Annotated in this window: 17 protein-coding genes; 11 read left to right on the top strand and 6 right to left on the bottom strand. The window is 69.4% G+C overall.

The genetic code is table 11. The features are described 5' to 3' along the window. Positions 1-23 precede the first annotated feature (23 nt). The 4 genes from RF646_RS11850 to RF646_RS11835 form a co-directional block, all read right to left on the bottom strand. On the bottom strand, positions 24-1,163 hold the full coding sequence (locus RF646_RS11850) for a bifunctional 2-methylcitrate synthase/citrate synthase (protein WP_144996955.1): 1,140 nt from the start codon (positions 1,161-1,163) through the stop codon (positions 24-26). A gap of 83 nt (positions 1,164-1,246) precedes the next feature. After that, on the bottom strand, positions 1,247-2,158 hold the full coding sequence (gene prpB, locus RF646_RS11845) for a methylisocitrate lyase (protein ID WP_064845376.1): 912 nt from the start codon (positions 2,156-2,158) through the stop codon (positions 1,247-1,249). 2 nt (positions 2,159-2,160) lie between these two features. Then, the gene (locus tag RF646_RS11840; RefSeq protein ID WP_239321723.1) at positions 2,161-3,693 is read right to left on the bottom strand and encodes an MmgE/PrpD family protein; all 1,533 of its coding nucleotides are present in this window, start codon (positions 3,691-3,693) and stop codon (positions 2,161-2,163) included. A gap of 77 nt (positions 3,694-3,770) precedes the next feature. Continuing rightward, on the bottom strand, positions 3,771-4,430 hold the full coding sequence (locus tag RF646_RS11835; protein ID WP_368836070.1) for a GntR family transcriptional regulator: 660 nt from the start codon (positions 4,428-4,430) through the stop codon (positions 3,771-3,773). Positions 4,431-4,609: 179 nt separating this feature from the next. Here RF646_RS11835 and RF646_RS11830 point away from each other — a divergent pair, with 179 nt between their 5' ends. From RF646_RS11830 to RF646_RS11815, 4 genes are all read left to right on the top strand, one after another. Beyond that, complete coding sequence (locus tag RF646_RS11830; protein WP_368836069.1) at positions 4,610-6,532, top strand: AMP-binding protein; 1,923 nt, start codon at positions 4,610-4,612, stop codon at positions 6,530-6,532. A gap of 189 nt (positions 6,533-6,721) precedes the next feature. Then, complete coding sequence (locus RF646_RS11825; RefSeq protein ID WP_368836068.1) at positions 6,722-6,859, top strand: hypothetical protein; 138 nt, start codon at positions 6,722-6,724, stop codon at positions 6,857-6,859. 36 nt (positions 6,860-6,895) lie between these two features. Beyond that, complete coding sequence (locus RF646_RS11820; protein WP_368836067.1) at positions 6,896-7,321, top strand: hypothetical protein; 426 nt, start codon at positions 6,896-6,898, stop codon at positions 7,319-7,321. Then, positions 7,300-7,527, top strand: a complete 228-nt coding sequence (locus tag RF646_RS11815; RefSeq protein ID WP_368836066.1) for a DUF418 domain-containing protein — start codon at positions 7,300-7,302, stop codon at positions 7,525-7,527. The genes RF646_RS11820 and RF646_RS11815 overlap by 22 nt, the downstream gene beginning before the upstream one ends. Positions 7,528-7,692: 165 nt before the next feature. On the opposite strand, the gene RF646_RS11810 is transcribed toward RF646_RS11815, so the two are convergent. Beyond that, positions 7,693-8,391, bottom strand: coding sequence for a response regulator (locus RF646_RS11810; protein ID WP_094067057.1), 699 nt, complete (start codon positions 8,389-8,391; stop codon positions 7,693-7,695). Further along, entirely contained in the window at positions 8,388-10,106 is a 1,719-nt protein-coding gene (locus tag RF646_RS11805) for an ATP-binding protein (protein ID WP_368836065.1), read from the bottom strand. The genes RF646_RS11810 and RF646_RS11805 overlap by 4 nt, the downstream gene beginning before the upstream one ends. Before the next feature lie 161 nt (positions 10,107-10,267). Here RF646_RS11805 and RF646_RS11800 point away from each other — a divergent pair, with 161 nt between their 5' ends. The 7 genes from RF646_RS11800 (at position 10,268) to cmk (ending at position 17,391) form a co-directional block, all read left to right on the top strand. After that, on the top strand, positions 10,268-11,698 hold the full coding sequence (locus RF646_RS11800; RefSeq protein WP_368836064.1) for a cation:dicarboxylate symporter family transporter: 1,431 nt from the start codon (positions 10,268-10,270) through the stop codon (positions 11,696-11,698). A gap of 176 nt (positions 11,699-11,874) precedes the next feature. After that, positions 11,875-12,762 carry a ParA family protein gene (locus RF646_RS11795; RefSeq protein ID WP_064847382.1) on the top strand — a complete coding sequence of 296 codons (888 nt, stop codon included), beginning with the start codon at positions 11,875-11,877 and terminating at the stop codon, positions 12,760-12,762. A 13-nt stretch (positions 12,763-12,775) separates the two neighbouring features. Further along, positions 12,776-13,693 (top strand): ScpA family protein, encoded by a 918-nt coding sequence (locus RF646_RS11790; protein ID WP_368814754.1) that lies wholly within the window; start codon positions 12,776-12,778, stop codon positions 13,691-13,693. Between the two features lie 165 nt (positions 13,694-13,858). Continuing rightward, positions 13,859-14,455, top strand: a complete 597-nt coding sequence (locus tag RF646_RS11785; protein ID WP_220700332.1) for an SMC-Scp complex subunit ScpB — start codon at positions 13,859-13,861, stop codon at positions 14,453-14,455. A gap of 7 nt (positions 14,456-14,462) precedes the next feature. Then, positions 14,463-15,545, top strand: coding sequence for a pseudouridine synthase (locus tag RF646_RS11780; protein ID WP_368836063.1), 1,083 nt, complete (start codon positions 14,463-14,465; stop codon positions 15,543-15,545). Further along, the gene (locus RF646_RS11775; protein WP_098055211.1) at positions 15,542-16,651 is read left to right on the top strand and encodes a prephenate dehydrogenase; all 1,110 of its coding nucleotides are present in this window, start codon (positions 15,542-15,544) and stop codon (positions 16,649-16,651) included. The genes RF646_RS11780 and RF646_RS11775 overlap by 4 nt, the downstream gene beginning before the upstream one ends. Further along, positions 16,651-17,391: a (d)CMP kinase gene (gene cmk, locus RF646_RS11770; RefSeq protein ID WP_368836062.1), complete on the top strand. Its 741-nt coding sequence runs from the start codon at positions 16,651-16,653 to the stop codon at positions 17,389-17,391. Before RF646_RS11775 ends, cmk begins: the two co-directional genes overlap by 1 nt. Positions 17,392-17,393 lie beyond the last annotated feature (2 nt).

Here is a 17,393-nt window from a genome sequence, read left to right as displayed (position 1 = left end):
CGGGCCGTCGTGGTGTCCCAAGGTCAGGACAGGTGACGCTCGTCCGGACCGCTGTAGTCCGAGAGCGGGCGGATCAGCGAGTTGTTTGCGCGCTGCTCCATGATGTGCGCGGTCCAGCCCACGATCCGCGCGGCCACGAAGATGGGCGTGAACGCGGGGATATCGAACCCCATGAGCCAGTACGTGGGGCCCGCGGGGTAGTCCAGGTTGGGCTTGATGGACTTGGCCTCGTCCATGGACTTGGCCAGACCGTTGTAGAGCCCAAGGACCTCGGGCCGGTCGTAGTGCTCGAGCATGCGGAACAGGGCGTCCTGCATGGTGGGCACGCGCGAGTCACCGTGCTTGTACACGCGGTGGCCGAAGCCCATGACCTTCTTCTTCTCCGCGAGCGCCTGGTCCATCCACTCCTTGGCGCGCTTCTCCGCTTCCTCGGCGGATTCGTCCTTGCGGATCCCGAGCTCCTCGAACGTGTGCATCACGGCCTCGTTGGCACCGCCGTGCAGGGGGCCCTTGAGGGCGCCGATGGCCCCGGTCACTGCCGAGTGCAGGTCCGCGAGCGTGGAGGTGATCACGCGCGCTGTGAAGGTGGAGGCGTTGAACGAGTGTTCTGCGTACAGGATGATCGACACCCGGAACGCGTCCACGACCTCCGGGGCGGGTTCCTCGCCGAAGGCCATCCACAGGAAGTTCTGGGAGTAATCGAGGTCCTCGCGGGGATCCACGAGGTCCTGGCCGTGACGGCGGCGCTGGTCGTAGCACACCACGGCGGGCATGACGGCGAACAGTTCCTGGGCCTTGCGCAGCTCCGCCTCGGGGGAGTTGTCCTCTGCGTGCGGGTGCTGCGCGCCGATCACCGAGGCGGCGGTGCGGCACACGTCCATGGGGTGGCACGTGGTGGGCAGCTCGTCGATGACGCGCTTGAGCTCGGGCGTCAGCGCGCGGTGGGAACGCTCGAGCTTTTGGAACGCGGTGAGCTCGTCCTCGGACGGCAGCTCGCCGTTCCACAACAGCAGCGCCACCTGTTCCGCGGAACAGTTCTGCGCGAGTTCCTGCACCGGGTAGCCCCGGTAGAGCAGCGAGTTGGTCTCTGCATTGACCTTGGACACGGCGGTGGTGTCAGCCACCACCCCGGCGAGTCCTTTGTGGATCTCGGTATCGGCCACGGTGATCTCCTTCGACGATCGGGCTCGTGCACGGACTGAGTGTTCCCACCACACCACACTTGGCGTGGTGGGAACAGAGGGGTTCAGGCGTCCGGGGTCTCGGGGACCTCGAAATTGAACACCCCGGAATCGAACTGGTTGTACCCGTTGTAGTCCACGAGTTCGTACAGCCGCTTACGGGTGAGCATGTTCTCTACCTGCGCCTGCTGGGTGCCGTCCTCCCGGATGGTGGTGAGCAGGCGTTCCATGGCGCCGAGGGCCTGGCGCTGCAGGGACACGGGGTAGATGATCATGGACACCCCTGCACCGTGCAGTTGCTGCGTGGTGAACAGCTGGGACTTGCCGAATTCGGTCATGTTGGCCAAGATCGGCACGTCCAGGGCCTCAGCCATGCGCTCGAACTCCGAGAGGTCCGCCATGGCCTCGGGGAAGATCACGTCCGCGCCGGCGTCGGCGAGGGCCTTGGCCCGGTCGATCGCGGCATCCAGTCCGTCCACACCGCGCAGGTCCGTGCGGGCCATGACCACGAAGTTCGGGTCCCGGCGGGCTTCCACGGCGGCCTTGATCCGCTTGGTGGCCGTGGCGGTGTCCACCACGTTCTTCCCGTCCAGGTGGCCGCAGCGCTTCGGATTGAACTGGTCCTCGATGTGACAACCGGCCAGGCCGGCGTCCTCGAGTTCCTGGACGGTGCGGGCAACGTTCATGGGCTCACCGAATCCGGTGTCCGCGTCCACGAGGCACGGCAGGTCCGTGCTGCGCGCGATCTGACCGGCGCGCGTGGCCACCTCGGTCAGGGTCGTGAGACCGATGTCCGGCAGGCCCAGTTCGTTGGCGAGCACGCCGCCGGAGATGTAGACGCCCTCGAAGCCCTGCTCCTGGATGAGCTTGGTGGACAGGGGCGTGAACGCTCCGGGGAAACGGGCGATCTCCGGGGCCGCGAGCAGTTCGCGGAACCGTTCGCGCTTCTCGGCCGGGGTCACGGTGGTGTACAGCATGATCAGAAGATTCCCTTCGCTGAGGTCTCCAGCTCCACGGCGGCCGTGATGTTCAGCTGCCCGAGCTCCCCGGCACCCAGTTCGGGGATGCGCTGGACCGCGTCCAGGAACCGCTCGATCTCCTCCGGGGCCACGATGCCCTCGGCCAGGGTGCGGAACTTGGTGATGTACTGTTCCCGCGCGAACGGGCGGGCACCGAGCGGGTGGGCGTCCGCCACGGCGATCTGGTCCGTGATCACGGTGCCGTCCGTGAGGGTGATCTCCACGGAACCGCCGAACGCCTTTTCGGAGATGTCCAGGGAGTGGTACCGGCGGGTCCACTCCGGGTCCTCCTGCGTGGTGACCTTGTGCCACAGCTCCACGGTGTCCTGGCGGGCCGCACGCTCGGGGGCGTAGGAGTCCACGTGGTGCCACGCGCCGTCCTGCAGGGCCACGGTGAAGATGTACGGGATCGAGTGGTCAAGGGTCTCACGCGATGCCGTGGGATCGTACTTCTGGGGGTCGTTGGCCCCGGAACCGATCACGTAGTGGGTGTGGTGTGAGGACTTGATGAGCACCGAGGCCACGTTGGCGGGGTCGGTGACCTCCGGGTGCTCGCGGTGCAGCTTGCGCGCCAGGTCGATCCACGCCTGGGCCTGGTACTCCGCCGAGTGCTCCTTGGTGTATGTGTCCAGGATCGCGCGCTTGGGCTCACCCGGGGCCGGTAGGGGCACCGTGTAGCGGGCCTCCGGGCCCGAGAGCAGCCACGCGATCACGCCGTCCTCGCCCTCGTAGATGGGGGTCGGGGAGGTCTGCCCGCGCATTGCGCGGTCCACGGCCTCGACCGCCATCTTCCCGGCGAACGCTGGCGCGTGGGCCTTCCATGTGGAGATCTCGCCCTTGCGGGACTGCCGGGTCTGGGTGGTCGTGTGCAGTGCCTGACCGATCGCCTGGAAGATGGTCTCGGTGTCCAGGCCGAGCAGCGTGCCGATGCCCGCGGCGGCGGACGGACCGATGTGCGCAATGTGGTCAATCTTGTGCTCGTGCAGGCACATGCCCTTGACCAGGTCCACCTGGATCTCGTACCCGGTGGCGATCGCGCGCACGAGGTCCTCGCCCGAGCTGCCCACGTGCTGCGCGACGGCCAGGATGGGCGGGATGTTGTCCCCGGGGTGGGAGTACTCCGCGGCCAGGAACGTGTCGTGGTAGTCCAGCTCGCGCACGGCCACGCCGTTGGCCCACGCAGCCCACTCGGGGGAGACCGCGGCGTCGTCGTCCGGGGCGCCGTAGAGCAGCGCGCCGGTGCCCGAGAAGCCACCGCCATCGACGACCCGGTGGCACAGGGCCTGCGAGCGCGCGGAGACGATGGGCCCGCGGTTGAGGGAGGCCACGGCCACGGACGCGTTGTCGATGATCCGGTTGATGACCATGTCCACGACCTCGGGCTCCACGGCCACCGGGTCGGTCGCGACGCTCGCGAGCTTGTGGGCGAGCTGCTCCTCGCGGGGCAGTTCCTCCTTGGACGAGTACGTGCGCACGGTGTGTTCGACGGTCACGGGCGTTCCTTTCGCTGCGGGGTGTCTCTGGGATGTCTCCGCGGGTTTGCGGATGGTTCGTGGGGCGTACGCCCCGGTCAGGAGGCCTCCGGGCAGGCCACGGCGAGCGCGGGTGAGCCGAGGGCCTTGCTCAGGGCGTTCTTCAGGTGCACGCGCGTGGTCGCGACGGCCAGGGGTGCGTCCCCGTGCGCGATCGCGCGGGCGATCGCCTCGTGTTCGGCGGCCGCGGCGGCCAGCCGCTGTGGATCGGAGGTGGCGAGCCGGCGCACGCGGGCGAGGTGCAGACGCACGTTCTCGAGAGCCTGTTGCAGGTAGGGGTTGCCCGCGGCGGCGTCGATCTGTTCGTCCATGCGGTCCACGAGCTCGTAGTACGCAGGGTGGTCGGGGTCATCCGAGAGCCGCTCCGCCGCGTGGGACAGTTCGTCCGCGAGCGTTCGGAACGTCTCGGGGTCGCCGCGCTGGGCGGCGAGTTCGGCGGCCCGGCAGTCGAGCGTGTCGCGCAGTTCGTAGAGGGCGCGCACGTCGTCCGCGGATAGGGCGCTGACGACGACGCCGCGGCCGTTGTGCGGCTCGGTGAGCCCGTCCGCGGTGAGCCGGGACAGCGCTTCGCGCACGGGGGTGCGGGAGATGCCGAGCCGTTCGGAGAGGTCCACTTCGCCCAGGACCTGCCCGGGGACCAGGCGCCACGACACGATGTCCGCGCGCAGTTCGCGGTAGGCACGCTCACCCGCTCGCATGGCTCCTCCTGAAGATCGAAAGTTCCTTCAGTGTATACACGAGCCCGTCATGATCCAAGAGTTTTCCCGGACCAAAGAGGAAGTTGCGCGTCGTGTGTATACAAAGCTGTTGTGTTGTGTGATCAGGGACACTATCCTGGTGGCACCGATCCTCACCTCGACCACCCGCGGAGGAAGCCATGTCCGAGGCCACGTACGCATCCGTCTACCGTTCCAGCGTGGAGGACCCCGAGCGGTTCTGGCTCGACGCCGCCGACGCCGTGGACTGGGTGAGCCCACCCACCCGCGCACTCGACGACTCCGCCGCCCCCCTCTACCGATGGTTCCCGGACGGGGAGCTCAACACGTGCGTCAACGCCGTGGACCGTCACGTGGCCGCGGGGCACGGGGAACGCACGGCAGTGATCTACGACTCCGCCGTGCTGGACACCCAGGAACACATCACGTACGCGCAGTTGCAGGAGCGCGTGGCCCGCTTCGCCGGTGCGCTCGCCGCCCAGGGGGTGACCAAGGGGGACCGGGTACTGCTCTACATGCCCATGATCGCGGAGTCTCTGATCGCGATGCTCGCGTGCGCGCGACTGGGTGCGGTGCACTCCGTCGTGTTCGGGGGTTTCGCCCCCAAAGAATTGGCGAGCCGGATCGACGACTCCGTCCCGGTGGTCGTCGTCACCGCGTCCGGTGGCGTGGAGCCCAAGCGCCGGATCGAGTACCTGCCCGCGATCGAGGAGGCCCTGCAGTTGAGCGACCACGCGCCGTCGGCGGTGCTCGTGCACGAACGGGACGGTTTCGTCACGACCGTGGCCCAGGCGCGCGAGCGGGCCGGCGACGGCGGGCCCGCGTGGCTGTCGTGGACCGAGGCGCAGGACGGCGTGACGCCCGCGGAGCCCGTGACGGTCAAGGCCACCGACCCGCTCTACATCCTCTACACCTCCGGCACCACGGGCACCCCCAAGGGCGTGGTGCGGGACAACGGCGGGCACGCGGTGGCCCTGAGCTGGTCCATGCGCAACATCTACGACATCGGCGCCGGTGACGTGATGTGGACCGCCTCGGACGTGGGATGGGTCGTGGGCCACTCCTACATCGTCTACGGGCCCCTGTTGGCCGGCGCGACCACCGTAGTCTACGAGGGCAAGCCCGTGGGCACCCCGGACGCCGGGGCCTTCTGGAAGCGCGTGGCCGAGCACGGCGTCAAGGTGCTGTTCACCGCTCCCACGGCGCTGCGCGCGATCCGCAAGGCCGATCCGCAGGGGGACCTCGTGCGCGAATACGACATCTCCTCGCTGCAGGCGCTGTTCGTGGCCGGTGAGCGACTGGACCCGGAGACCCACCGCTGGGCCTCGGACGTGCTCGGGGTGCCCGTGGTGGACCACTGGTGGCAGACCGAGACCGGGTGGGCCATCTGCGCCAACCCCTTCGGGATCGAGAAGCTGCCAATAGTGGCGGGCTCGCCCACGGTCCCCGTGCCCGGGTTCAACGTGGAGATCCTCGACCCCGTGGGTGAGCCGCTGGATCCGGGGGAAGAGGGCAACATCGCGGTGCGGCTGCCCCTGCCGCCGGGCACCCTGGTGACCCTGTGGCGCAACGACGAGCGGTTCGTGTCCTCCTACCTCTCGGCGTTCCCGGGCTACTACGCCACGGGGGACTCGGGCTACATCGATGAGAACGGGTACGTGTTCGTGATGGGCCGCACCGACGACGTCATCAATGTCTCCGGGCACCGGTTGTCCACGGGGCACATGGAGCAGGTCGTGGCGACCCACCCGGACGTGGCCGAGTGCGCGGTGATCGGTGTGAACGATCCCCTCAAGGGTCAGCGCCCCAGCGGGTATGTGGTGCTCAAGACCGGATCGGACATCGAACCCCAGAAGTTGCGCGAGGACCTCGTGGGCATGGTGCGTTCGCAGATAGGACCCGTGGCGGACTTCAAGGACGTGGCCGTGGTGGACGCCCTGCCCAAGACCCGCTCGGGGAAGATCCTGCGCAAGACCATGCGTCAGATGGCGGACGGGGAGAAGTACACGGTGCCCTCGACCATCGAGGACGATTCCGTACTTGAGGCGCTGCACGCCGTGCTGGCACCGCGCGAGCAGGGGTAGCGGCTCGCGCGGACCGACAGGATCCGCGCGGGCACTCGGCAGTCACGTAGACACTCTGACTCCGCACAAACACTCCCCGCCCGCGCGGTCAAGGACCGCTCGCGGGGTGTTGTCACCCGCCGTCCGGTGACTCGGCAGGTGCGGTGGACGGGGACCCAGGCCCTCGCCCTGAGTACGAGCAGACGGCTCGTGGCTCTGGAAGTCCTGCGCGGCCTGGCGATCCTGGGCACCCTGTTGACCAACATCTGGCTCTTCTCGAGCTCGTCCGTAAGAAGTCTCGCGGGCCTGGTGGTCGCGGCGGTGCTGGCCACGAGTCCCCAGGCCTAGAAGATCTGGCTCTGGATCGGCCTGGCGCTGCACGCCGTGATGATCACGGTGCTCACCCTGCTGCCCGGCCAGTCCTCGAGCCGTTCGTCCATCGGCGCCAGCGACGCCGCCGCGAAAGGCAACGCACCCGCCCCGGTCAACGGGGCCACCGCGCCCCCGAGCGGCGTGCCCATGGACGGCGTGCCCATGAAGGGCGCCCTGATGGAGGGCGCTCCCGCGGACGGAGCCTCCGGGTCCCAGGAGATCTCCCAGCAGTTCCTCGCGGACCTCGAACGCTTACCCTCCGCTGCCTCTCCCGAGCAGGTGCAGGCGCTCACCACCCAGCACGGGCTCTCCCCGGGGGAGGTCCAGCAGTTCCTGGGCGCCGTCGGCAACGGCGGCGGTGGGCTGCGCAACACCGAGTCGTACGGGGGATGGTCGCGGAAGGCCTGGAGACCTTCGTGGCCGTGCGCACCGGGCTGAGCTGGGTGGGTCGGATGGCCATGACGTGTTACGTGCTGCAGAACCTGATCTTCTCGGTGATCTTCTACGACTTCGGTCTGGGACTGGTCGGCAAGCTGCCCGCGGGATGGAACACGTGGGGCACGCTCGCGGTGTACGTGGGTGTCGCCTTGTTCCTGGTGTTCGGCTCCGGCCTGTGGCGGCGCCGTTTCTCGCGGGGCCCCTGAAGATGCTGAGGCACCGCGCGCACCGCGGGCTCGTGGCCAGGGTCCACGTCCCGTTCGTACGACGCCGCCGCGAGCGCCGTCGTGCCCGCGCGGAAAGCAGCGCCGTGACCTCCGAGTAGTCCCCCCCACGACCGATCGATCACCGTACGGGTGGCGCCGCTGAGTTCAGCGGCGCCACCCGTATTCCAGTTCGGGGCGCCCGGGGGTGCCGTGGCGCGCCCGCCGGTCCACGGAACCCGCCGCGCACAGGTGCTCGAGGTAGCGCCGTGCCGTGACACGGGACAACCCCAGTTCACGGGCGAGCTCACCCGCGGAGTGGTAATCGGAGGCCTCCCGCAGGAATCCCGCGACCGCTTCGAGGGTGTCGGGAGCGAGACCCTTGGGCGGCGCGGGAGCGGGGCGAGCAACCAGGGCGGCGAAGATCCTGTCGAGCTCCGCTTGCTCGATCGCGGCGTCGTCCGGCGTGGCCGCCGCGAGCACCCGGTGGTAGGCGGCGTAGGCCTCGAGCTTGCGCCGCAGCTCGTCGAACGTGAACGGTTTCACGAGGTAGCCCACCACCCCCACCGCGGTGGCGTCCCGCACCGTGGCCACGTCCCGATGTGCGGTGACGATCAGCAGGTCCACGGCCGCGCGCTGTGCTCGCAGGGCCCGGGCCACCTCGAGCCCGGAGATGTCCGGGAGCGTGAGGTCCAGCAGTACGAGGTCCACCGGGGCCGACGACGCCGCCCGCTCCCGCACCGCGCGCACGGCCGCCGTGCCGTTGCGCGCGACCCCTGCCACCTCGAATCCCGCGCAGCGGGCCACGTACTCGGCGTGCGCGGACGCCGTCAGGGCTTCGTCGTCCACCACGAGCACGCGGATCATCGGTTCTCCTTTCGATCGAGGGCGGGGTGCTGCGCGGGGATGTCCACCGAGAACACGGCGCCCGCCTCGTGGGACACCGTGAGTTCGGTACCCCAGCCCTCCACCGCCCGGCGCACGACGTCCAGGCCCACCCCGCGGGGTGCGTCCGTGGCGGGCTTGGTGGTGACCCCGGGGTCGAAGAGCCGCTCCCGCACGTCCGGTCGGATGCCGGGCCCGTTGTCGGCGACCGTGAGGTGCACGAACCGCCCGTCTCGGGACGGGACGAGTTCCACCTCCACGGTGGGCGGTTCGTCGTCCGGACGTTCGTCCCGTTCGACATCGCTGACCGCATCCACGGCATTGTCGACGAGGTTGCCGAGGACGCTCACGAGCTCGGAGGGGTCCACGGCGAGCGGTGGCACCCGCTCGTGGGTCACGACCACGAGTTCCACGCCGCGTTCGTGGGCCGTGGCGGTCTTACCCGCGAGCAATGCCGCGACATACGGGTCCTCGATCTCCCGGGCGGTCACACCTAATCGCACTGACCCCTCGAGGGTCGAGGCCGCGAAGTCCCGGGCCTGGGGGTAGCGCTCGAGTTCGAGCAGCGAGACCACGGTGTGCATCCGGTTGGCGTGCTCGTGGGTCTGAGCGCGCAGCCCAGCGGCCATCGTGCGCACGGTGTCCAGCTCGCCGGACATCCTGCTCAGCTCCGTCTGGTCCTGGACCATCAGCACACGCAGCCCGGAGTCCTCCGAGACCCGGGTGCACGAGGCCACCAGGGTGCGTCCCTCTACGGTGCAGCGTTCGTCCGTGAACATGTCCGCCCGGGCGAGCAGCTCGGCCACGGCCGGGGGCACGGGCTCGGCGGCGGGGCGGCGTCGTCGTCGGGCGATCCCGCGTGGACCCGAGAGACCGCGACTGCGTCGTGGGCTCCCGGGGCCGGAGCGGGCGTTGTCGTACGGCTCGAAGCGGGTGTCCTCCGGCGAGGAGCCGCGCTGCTCGCCGGGGGTGACGCCGAGCAGCTCACCGGCGCGCGTGTTGCTCAGCACCGGGCGGTCGGCGGGGTCCAGCAACACGAGCCCCTCCCGTGCGCGGGACAGCACCGCGCGGTTGAGCGCGAGACCGCGCACGAGGGATTCGGGGGAGCGCCCGTCCGTGACGCGGTTGAGGTAGCGCGCCACCAGGACGCAGACCACCGAGGCCGCCGCGAGCAGCGCACCCACGATCAGGGCGAGTCCTGGCAGCTCGTGGCGGCTCTCCGCGGCGATCCGGTTCACGAGCACCCCCGAGGACACGAGTCCGATGATGGTCCCATCCCGGTCCCGCACGGGCGCGATCGTGCGCACGGAGGGACCCAGCCGACCCACCTCGGTCGCGGTGTGCACCTCGCCGTGCAGCGCCTGCGAACGGTCGCCCAGGTACTGCTGACCCACGAAACCCTCGTCGTGGTGGGTGATCCGGGTGCCGTCCGGGGTCATGATCGTGATGAAGTCCACCGCGGTGTCCCGTTCGAGGGTGCTCGTCAACTCCTGCAGCCTCGGGTGGGGGTCGGAGGAAAGCAGTGCGTCCCGCACGAACGGATCGTCCACGAGTGCTCCCGTGGCCACCCGCGTGACCGCCTGGGCTTGCTCCGTGACCCGGGTGTGGGTCTGCCACACCATCACACCGGCCACCACGAGCGAGATGACCACCACGAGCCCCAACTGCAGGGCGAGGAAACGGCGGGCGAGGGACATGGCGGCTCCGAGCGAATGGTGCGGGTCGTACGGGCGGGCAGCGGGAGGTCCGCGGCGGGCACTGTGATCCCGGTCATGAACGATATGACCACAACGCGACGCGGGCGCGGATGGTGCGTGAGGCTGATCACCATTCCACCTCCGATCCGTCAGGAGACACCATGTCAGACACGCGCGTCCGGGGCAGCGTCCCCGGGGGAGCCCGCGCCGCGGGCGCCGGTCCGCGGAAGAAGGACCGCACCCACTACCTCTACATCTTCGTGATCGCCGGCGTGGTGCTCGGCGCGCTGATCGGGTTGTTGTTCCCGGACGTCGGTGTGGCGCTGAAGCCGCTCGGCACGGGGTTCATCGCCCTGATTAAGATGATGATCGCGCCAGTGATCTTCTGCACGATCGTGCTCGGGGTGGGGTCCATCGCCCACGCCGCCACGGTGGGCAAGGTGGGTGGGCTCGCGCTGACCTACTTCATCGTGATGTCCACGTTCGCGCTCGCGATCGGTCTGGTGGTCGGCAACATCGTCCAGCCCGGATCCGGACTGGACCTGGCCAACGCGCAGTACGACTCCTCGGGGCTGGCCTCCGGGGGAGACCACTCGGCCGAGGGCGGTGCCGTGGGCTTCGTGCTGGGCATCGTCCCCACCACGCTGTTCTCCGCCCTGACCTCCGGGAACATCCTGCAGACCCTGCTGGTCGCGCTGCTCGTGGGCTTCGCACTGCAGGCCATGGGGGAGTCCGGCAAGCCCGTGCTTAAGGCCGTGACCTACATCCAGGCGGTCGTGTTCCGGCTGCTCATGATGGTCATGTGGCTCGCACCCATCGGTGCGCTCGGGGCGATCGCCGCGGTGGTCGGTGCCACCGGCATGAAAGCCATCGTGTCCATGATTGGGCTCATGCTCGCGTTCTACGTCACGTGCATCCTGTTCATCGTGGTGGTCCTGGGGTTGATCCTCAAGCTCGTCTCCGGGGTCAACATCTTCTCGCTCATGAGGTACCTGGCCCGCGAGTACCTGCTGATCTTCTCCACGTCCTCCTCCGAGGCGGCCCTGCCGCGGTTGATCGCCAAGATGGAGCACCTGGGTGTGTCCAAGCCGGTCGTGGGTGTGGTGGTGCCCACGGGTTACTCGTTCAACCTGGACGGCACCGCGATCTACCTGACCATGGGCGCACTGTTCGTCGCGGACGCCATGGGCAAGCCGCTGGCGCTGGGGGAGCAGATCACGCTGCTGCTGTTCATGATCATCGCGTCCAAGGGTGCGGCCGGTGTCTCCGGCGCGGGCATCGCCACACTGGCCGCCGGCCTGCAGTCCCACCGCCCGGACCTCGTGGACGGCGTGGGGTTGATCGTGGGGATCGACCGCTTCATGTCCGAGGCCCGCGCCCTGACCAACTTCTCCGGTAACGCGGTGGCCACCCTGGTGCTGGGCACGTGGGTCAAGCAGGTGGACAAGGACCGGGTGCGCCGGGTGCTCTCGGGTGACGAGCCCTTCGACGAGGAATCCCTCACGGTGGACCCGCACGGTTCCCCGACCGCCCCGGAGCAGGCCCTGGAGGGACATCCGGAATCCCGGCCCGTGACCCCGCGGGAGCACTGACTCCCCAGGTCACGCCGCCGAGCCCCCGCACCGGGCCCCGCCGTCACCGCGGTGGGGCCCGGTGCATGTCCACGTTCGTGCGGGGGAGCGCAGCTGGTACCGGCCGGGTGCACCCCCGGGCGGTAGGGTAGGGCGTTGAGACTTGAACGGACGCCCAGGAAGGAAGGCTGTCGCCCGTGAGCAACGCCAGTGATGAGACGCCCCAGCAGAACCCGGCGTCGGACGCCGTAGGCCCCACCGGCCGCCCCGTGCGGACCTTCCCGGACCCGCCCGAGCTCACGGAACACGGCCCCGCCCGCATCATCGCGATGGTCAACCAGAAGGGCGGGGTGGGTAAGACCACGTCCACGATCAACCTGGGGGCCGCGCTCGCCGAGCTGGGGCGCAAGGTGCTGCTCGTGGACTTCGACCCGCAGGGCGCGCTGTCCGCGGGCTTCGGGTCCAACCCCCACGAGCTGGACCTGACCATCTACAACGTCATGATGGACCGTTCCGTGGACGTGTGGGACGTGGTGCAGCAGACCCATGTGGAGAACGTGGACCTGTTGCCCGCCAACATCGACCTCTCCGCCGCGGAGGTCCAGCTCGTGACCGAGGTGGCCCGCGAGCAGGTGCTCGCGTCCGCGCTGCGCAAGGTCGAGGACTACTACGACGTCATCCTGATCGACTGCCAGCCATCCCTGGGGCTGCTCACGGTCAACGCGCTCACGGCCTCCCACGGCGTGATCATCCCGCTGATCTGCGAGTTCTTCGCGCTGCGCGCGGTCGCACTGCTCGTGGATTCGATCTCCAAGGTCCAGGAGCGGATCAACCCCAAGCTGCAGATCGACGGCGTGCTGGCCACCATGTTCGACTCCCGCACCCTGCACTCGCGCGAGGTCATCGCGCGCATCGTGGACGCGTTCGGGGACAAGGTCTTCGACACCGTCATCAAGCGCACCGTGAAGTTCCCGGACGCCACCGTGGCCGCGGAGCCGATCCTCAACTTCGCGAGCAACCACCCCGGTGCCGAGTCCTACCGTCAGCTCGCGCGCGAGCTGATCTCGCGCGGCGGGGCGCCGTGATCCCCACGCACTCGTGAGCACCGTCGAGCTCGAGGCGAACGCGGCGTCGGGTGGGTCCTCCGGCGAGCCGTCGGACGCGCCGTCCGGGGCGGCCGCGGGTTTCACCGTGGCGCTCGAGAACTTCCAGGGTCCGTTCGACGTCCTGTTGTCCCTGATCGCCAAGCACGAGATGGACATCACCCAGGTGTCCCTGTCCGCGGTCACGGACGAGTTCATCCAGTACGTGCGAGAGTTGCAGGAGATCGCCTCGCCCAAGGCGCTCGACGAGGCGAGCGAGTTCCTCGTGGTCGCGGCCACCCTGTTGGATCTCAAGGCGGCGCGCTTGTTGCCGCGCGGCGAGGTCGAGGACGAGTACGACGTCGAACTGCTCGAAGCGCGCGACCTGCTGTTCGCACGCCTGCTGCAGTACAAGGCATTCAAGGAGGTCGCGGGGCAGCTCAACGCGCGCTTCGCCGCGGAGTCCGTGCGGATCCCGCGCCACGTGGACCTGGACCCCGCGGTCGTCACGGCCCTGCCGCCGCTCATGTGGACGCTCACACCCGATCAGCTCGCGCACCTGGCCGTCGTGGCGCTGGACCCCGAGCGGCACGTCCCGGAAGAGGTCGACGTCGCTCACCTCCACGGCGCGCGGGTGCGGGTCGCGGACGAGGCCGAGACGATCGCCGAGGCGCTGCGGGACGGCGAGGAACACACGTTCCGGTCACTGATCGCGGACGCGACGTCCACGCTCGTGATCGTCGTGAGGTTCCTGGCCCTGCTCGAGATGTACCGAGACCGGGTGGTGCGCATGCGCCAGGACGAGGTGCTCGGACCCCTGCTCGTGCGCTGGGACGGCTCCGACGACTGGACCGCCGAGTCCCTGAGCAGCGAGTACACGGGCGCGGAGGCGGATCCGGCGGCGAGCGCCGGGGAGCAAAACCTGGGAGAATGATTCCCGCACAGGATCGGTGTGAACCGTACCGAAGGAGATGATGAGCGCGTGGCGGAACCCAGCCCCGCACGACCCCCCAATGTCGACATCGTCGACACCCACGACTCGGAACAGTCCACAGGGCTCGACGACGCGCAGTTGTATTCGGCCCTGGAGGCCGTGCTCATGGTGGCCGCGGCCCCCGTGCAGCTCGAGGAGTTCGCGCGCGTCACGGGCGAGCCCGTGCACCGGGTACGCAGCGCCTTGGAACACCTCAAGGCCGACTACGACGGCGTGATCGGAAACACCCCGGCGCGCTCACCACGGGACGGCGCCGCCGGATATGATGGACGGTCGGCCTCCCGCGACGACGCCGTGCCCGCCGCCCGCGTGCGTGGTTTCGAACTGCGCGAAGTGGCCGGCGGGTGGCGAATCTACTCCCGCAGCGAGCATGCGCAGCTCGTCACGGACTTCGTGGTGGAGGGCAGCAGCTCGCGGTTGTCGCAGGCCGCCCTGGAGACCCTGGCCGTGGTGGCCTACCTGCAACCGGTCTCCCGTTCCCGCGTCTCGGCGATCCGCGGCGTGAACGTGGACGGCGTGGTACGCACCCTGGTGCAGCGCGGGCTGCTTACGGCCCACGAGCGCGAGGAGGCCACGGGCTCCGTCCTGTACTCCACCACCCCGCTCTTCCTGGAAAAACTCGGTCTCGGCTCGCTGGACGAGCTCCCGGACATCGCACCCCTACTGCCGGGAACCGACCAACTTGACGACATAGAGGACTGATCGACGCATGGCACAATCACGCAACAACCCATCCCGCGGCGGGGGAGCCCGCGGCCCCCAGGGTCGCGGCAAGGGCTCCAAATCCGGGCCCAAGGCCGGCTTCCGCTCGGGTCCCGGTAAGGCCTCCGGATCCCGCTCGGGCGACGCAGCCGGGCGCGGCTACTCCAAGGGCCCGGGTGCCGGGCGCGGCAAGGCGGCGGGCAAGCCCAAGGCCGCGGCGTCCCGCAAGGGACCCCAGAAACCTCGCGCGTTCTCGGGCGTGGACAAGTACGAGCGCCGCGCGGCGGCGATCAAGGAGCACGGCCCGCACCGGCGTCGTCGTCCCAAGAACCCGCCCGTGGACCGGCTGGAGGTGCACGACGAGAACGGCGTGCGGCTGCAGAAGCTCATGGCCCAGGCGGGTGTGGCGAGCCGGCGCGTGTGCGAGGAGATGATCCAGGACGGGCGCGTGTCCGTGGACGGTGAGATCGTCACCGAGCTGGGCGTGCGCGTGGATCCTGTGCTGCAGGCCGTGCACGTGGACGGGATGCGCATCCAGACCGACGAGAAGCTCGTCTACTACGCGTTCAACAAGCCCACCGGTGTGGTCTCCACCATGGAGGACCCGGACGGCCGGCGCTGCGTGAGCGACTTCCTGGACCCTCGCAAGCACGAACGCGTGTTCCACGTGGGCCGCTTGGACGTGGAGACCGAGGGTCTGTTGCTGCTCACCAACGACGGCGAGCTCACCAACCGCCTGACCCACCCCTCCTACGAGGTCCCCAAGACGTACCTGGTCCAGGTGCACGGGCCCGTGGAGAAGGGCGTGGGCAATCAGATGAAGCAGGGCATCCGGCTCGAGGACGGCGATGCGAAGGTGGACGACTTCCGCCTTGTGGACTCCACCCCCGGGCACGTGCTCATCGAGGTGGTGCTGCACTCCGGGCGCAACCGGATCGTGCGCCGCATGTTCGACGCCGTGAACCACCCCGTGGAGAAGCTCGCGCGCACCCACGTGGGCCCCATTGCGATCGGGGACCAGCGCCAGGGCACCGTGCGCAAGCTCTCGCACACCGAGGTGGGCAACCTCCTCGCGTCCGTGGGGATGTGATCGTGGTTCCCGTGACAGCATCCACGACCGGACCGGTGCTGGTCATCGGTTCCGGTCTGCTCGGGGCGAGCATCGGCCTGGGCCTGCGGCACCTGGGTGTGAGCGTGTACTTGCGGGACTCCTCGCCCACCACGGAGGCCGTGGCCCAGGACATCGGCGCGGGGCGCAGCGTGCGCGCCGCGGGCGGGGACGTGCCCGAGCCCGTGCTCGTGGTGGTCGCGGCCCCTCCGGACGTCGTGGCCGAGCTCGTGGTGCAGGCACTGACCGATCACCCGGGTGCCACGGTGCTGGACATCGCCTCCGTCAAGGCCCCCATCCTGGCCGCCGTCACGGCCTCCGGTGCGGACCTCACCCGGTACGTGGGGACCCACCCCATGACCGGGCGGGAGAAGTCCGGGCCCGTGGCCGCGCGCGGGGAGTTGTTCACATCCATGCCGTGGGTGATCTGCCCCGGTCCTGAGACCGGTGCGGGCGCCATCACGGCGGCGAAGAACCTCGCGGTGGACCTCGGCGCCACGATCACGGTGTTGGACCCCACCGAACACGACGAGACCGTCGCGCTGATCTCCCACGTACCGCAGGTGATGTCATCCCTGCTGGCCTCCCGGTTGCAGGACACCCCGCTGCACCACCTGTCCCTCGCGGGGCAGGGGTTGCGGGACACCACCCGGATCGCGGGCTCGGACCCCGGTCTGTGGGTGCAGATCCTCTCCGCGAACGCCCGGCCCGTGGTGCGCTCGCTGTACGAGGTGCGCGAGGACATCGAACGTCTCATCGCCACGCTGGAGGACCCGGCGGCGGACGGTGCGCGACTGGACATTGCCCAACTCATGGCCGAGGGCAATGCGGGCCAGGCGCGGATCCCCGGCAAGCACGGCGGGGCACCGCGGGCCTTCGCGACCTTCACCGTGGCCGTGGACGACACCCCCGGGACCATTGCCAAGTTGCTCACGGAGATCGGGGAGATCGGGGTCAATCTGGAGGACCTGCGCCTGGAACACTCACCCGGGCAACCGGTGGGCCTGGTCGTGGCCTCGGTGGATCCCAACCGCCGGGAAGGCCTCGTGGACGAGCTGCAGGAACGCGGCTGGAAGGTGGTGCAGTGATGAACGCATGGGACACGAACGCGCGACTCGTGGTCGCGATCGACGGGCCCTCGGGCTCCGGGAAGTCCTCGGTGTCCAAGGAGGTGGCCCGCCGCTTCGACCTGGCCTACCTGGACACGGGAGCCATGTACCGCGCGGTGACCTGGTGGTGCCTCGAATCCGGGGTGGATCTCACCGATCCGCAGGCCGTCACGGCCGCAACCGAGACCGTCGCCCTGGAGATGGGCACCGATCCCCATGAGGAGCGGATCACGGTGGCCGGGCAGAACGTGCGCACGGCGATCCGCGGTAACCGGGTCACGGACCACGTCTCTGCGGTCTCCACGACCATCCCCGCCCGCGAGGTCCTGGTGCGCATGCAGCAGGACATCATCCGGGACAGCGGGTACCGGATCGTGGCCGAGGGCCGGGACATCACCACGGTCGTGGCCCCGGACGCCCAGGTGCGGATCCTGCTGACCGCCTCGGAGGCCGCGCGGATGGCGCGGCGGGGCAAACAGGTGGGCGCAGCGGCGTCGTCGGACCTGGAGGCCCGTGTGGTGGGCAGGGACGCCAAGGACTCCACCGTGGTGAACTTCACTACGGCGCAGGACGGCGTGCACCTGCTCGACTCCTCCGAACTGACCATGGAACAAACGGTGCAGGGCGTGATCGACCTGATCATCCGCGCCACCACACACGACGGGGCGCTCGCCGCGCCTCACGACACGGGCGCCAACGCCCCCGAGGAAGCGAGGTAACC

Origin of the sequence: Kocuria sp. CPCC 205261, from assembly GCF_040981025.1 — a bacterium.
GTDB classification, from domain to species: domain Bacteria; phylum Actinomycetota; class Actinomycetes; order Actinomycetales; family Micrococcaceae; genus Kocuria; species Kocuria marina.
This window is presented reverse-complemented; position numbering and strand designations above follow the sequence as displayed.

Bases quoted from the DNA above. Each gene is read 5' to 3' on its own strand.
- prpB (WP_064845376.1), bottom strand. From the start codon at position 2,158: ATGCTGTACACCACCGTGACCCCGGCCGAGAAGCGCGAACGGTTCCGC.
- RF646_RS11835 (WP_368836070.1), bottom strand. From the start codon at position 4,430: ATGCGAGCGGGTGAGCGTGCCTACCGCGAACTGCGCGCGGACATCGTG.
- RF646_RS11830 (WP_368836069.1), top strand. From the start codon at position 4,610: ATGTCCGAGGCCACGTACGCATCCGTCTACCGTTCCAGCGTGGAGGAC.
- RF646_RS11810 (WP_094067057.1), bottom strand. From the start codon at position 8,391: ATGATCCGCGTGCTCGTGGTGGACGACGAAGCCCTGACGGCGTCCGCG.
- RF646_RS11805 (WP_368836065.1), bottom strand. From the start codon at position 10,106: ATGTCCCTCGCCCGCCGTTTCCTCGCCCTGCAGTTGGGGCTCGTGGTG.
- RF646_RS11800 (WP_368836064.1), top strand. From the start codon at position 10,268: ATGTCAGACACGCGCGTCCGGGGCAGCGTCCCCGGGGGAGCCCGCGCC.
- RF646_RS11785 (WP_220700332.1), top strand. From the start codon at position 13,859: ATGGTGGCCGCGGCCCCCGTGCAGCTCGAGGAGTTCGCGCGCGTCACG.
- RF646_RS11780 (WP_368836063.1), top strand. From the start codon at position 14,463: ATGGCACAATCACGCAACAACCCATCCCGCGGCGGGGGAGCCCGCGGC.
- cmk (WP_368836062.1), top strand. From the start codon at position 16,651: ATGAACGCATGGGACACGAACGCGCGACTCGTGGTCGCGATCGACGGG.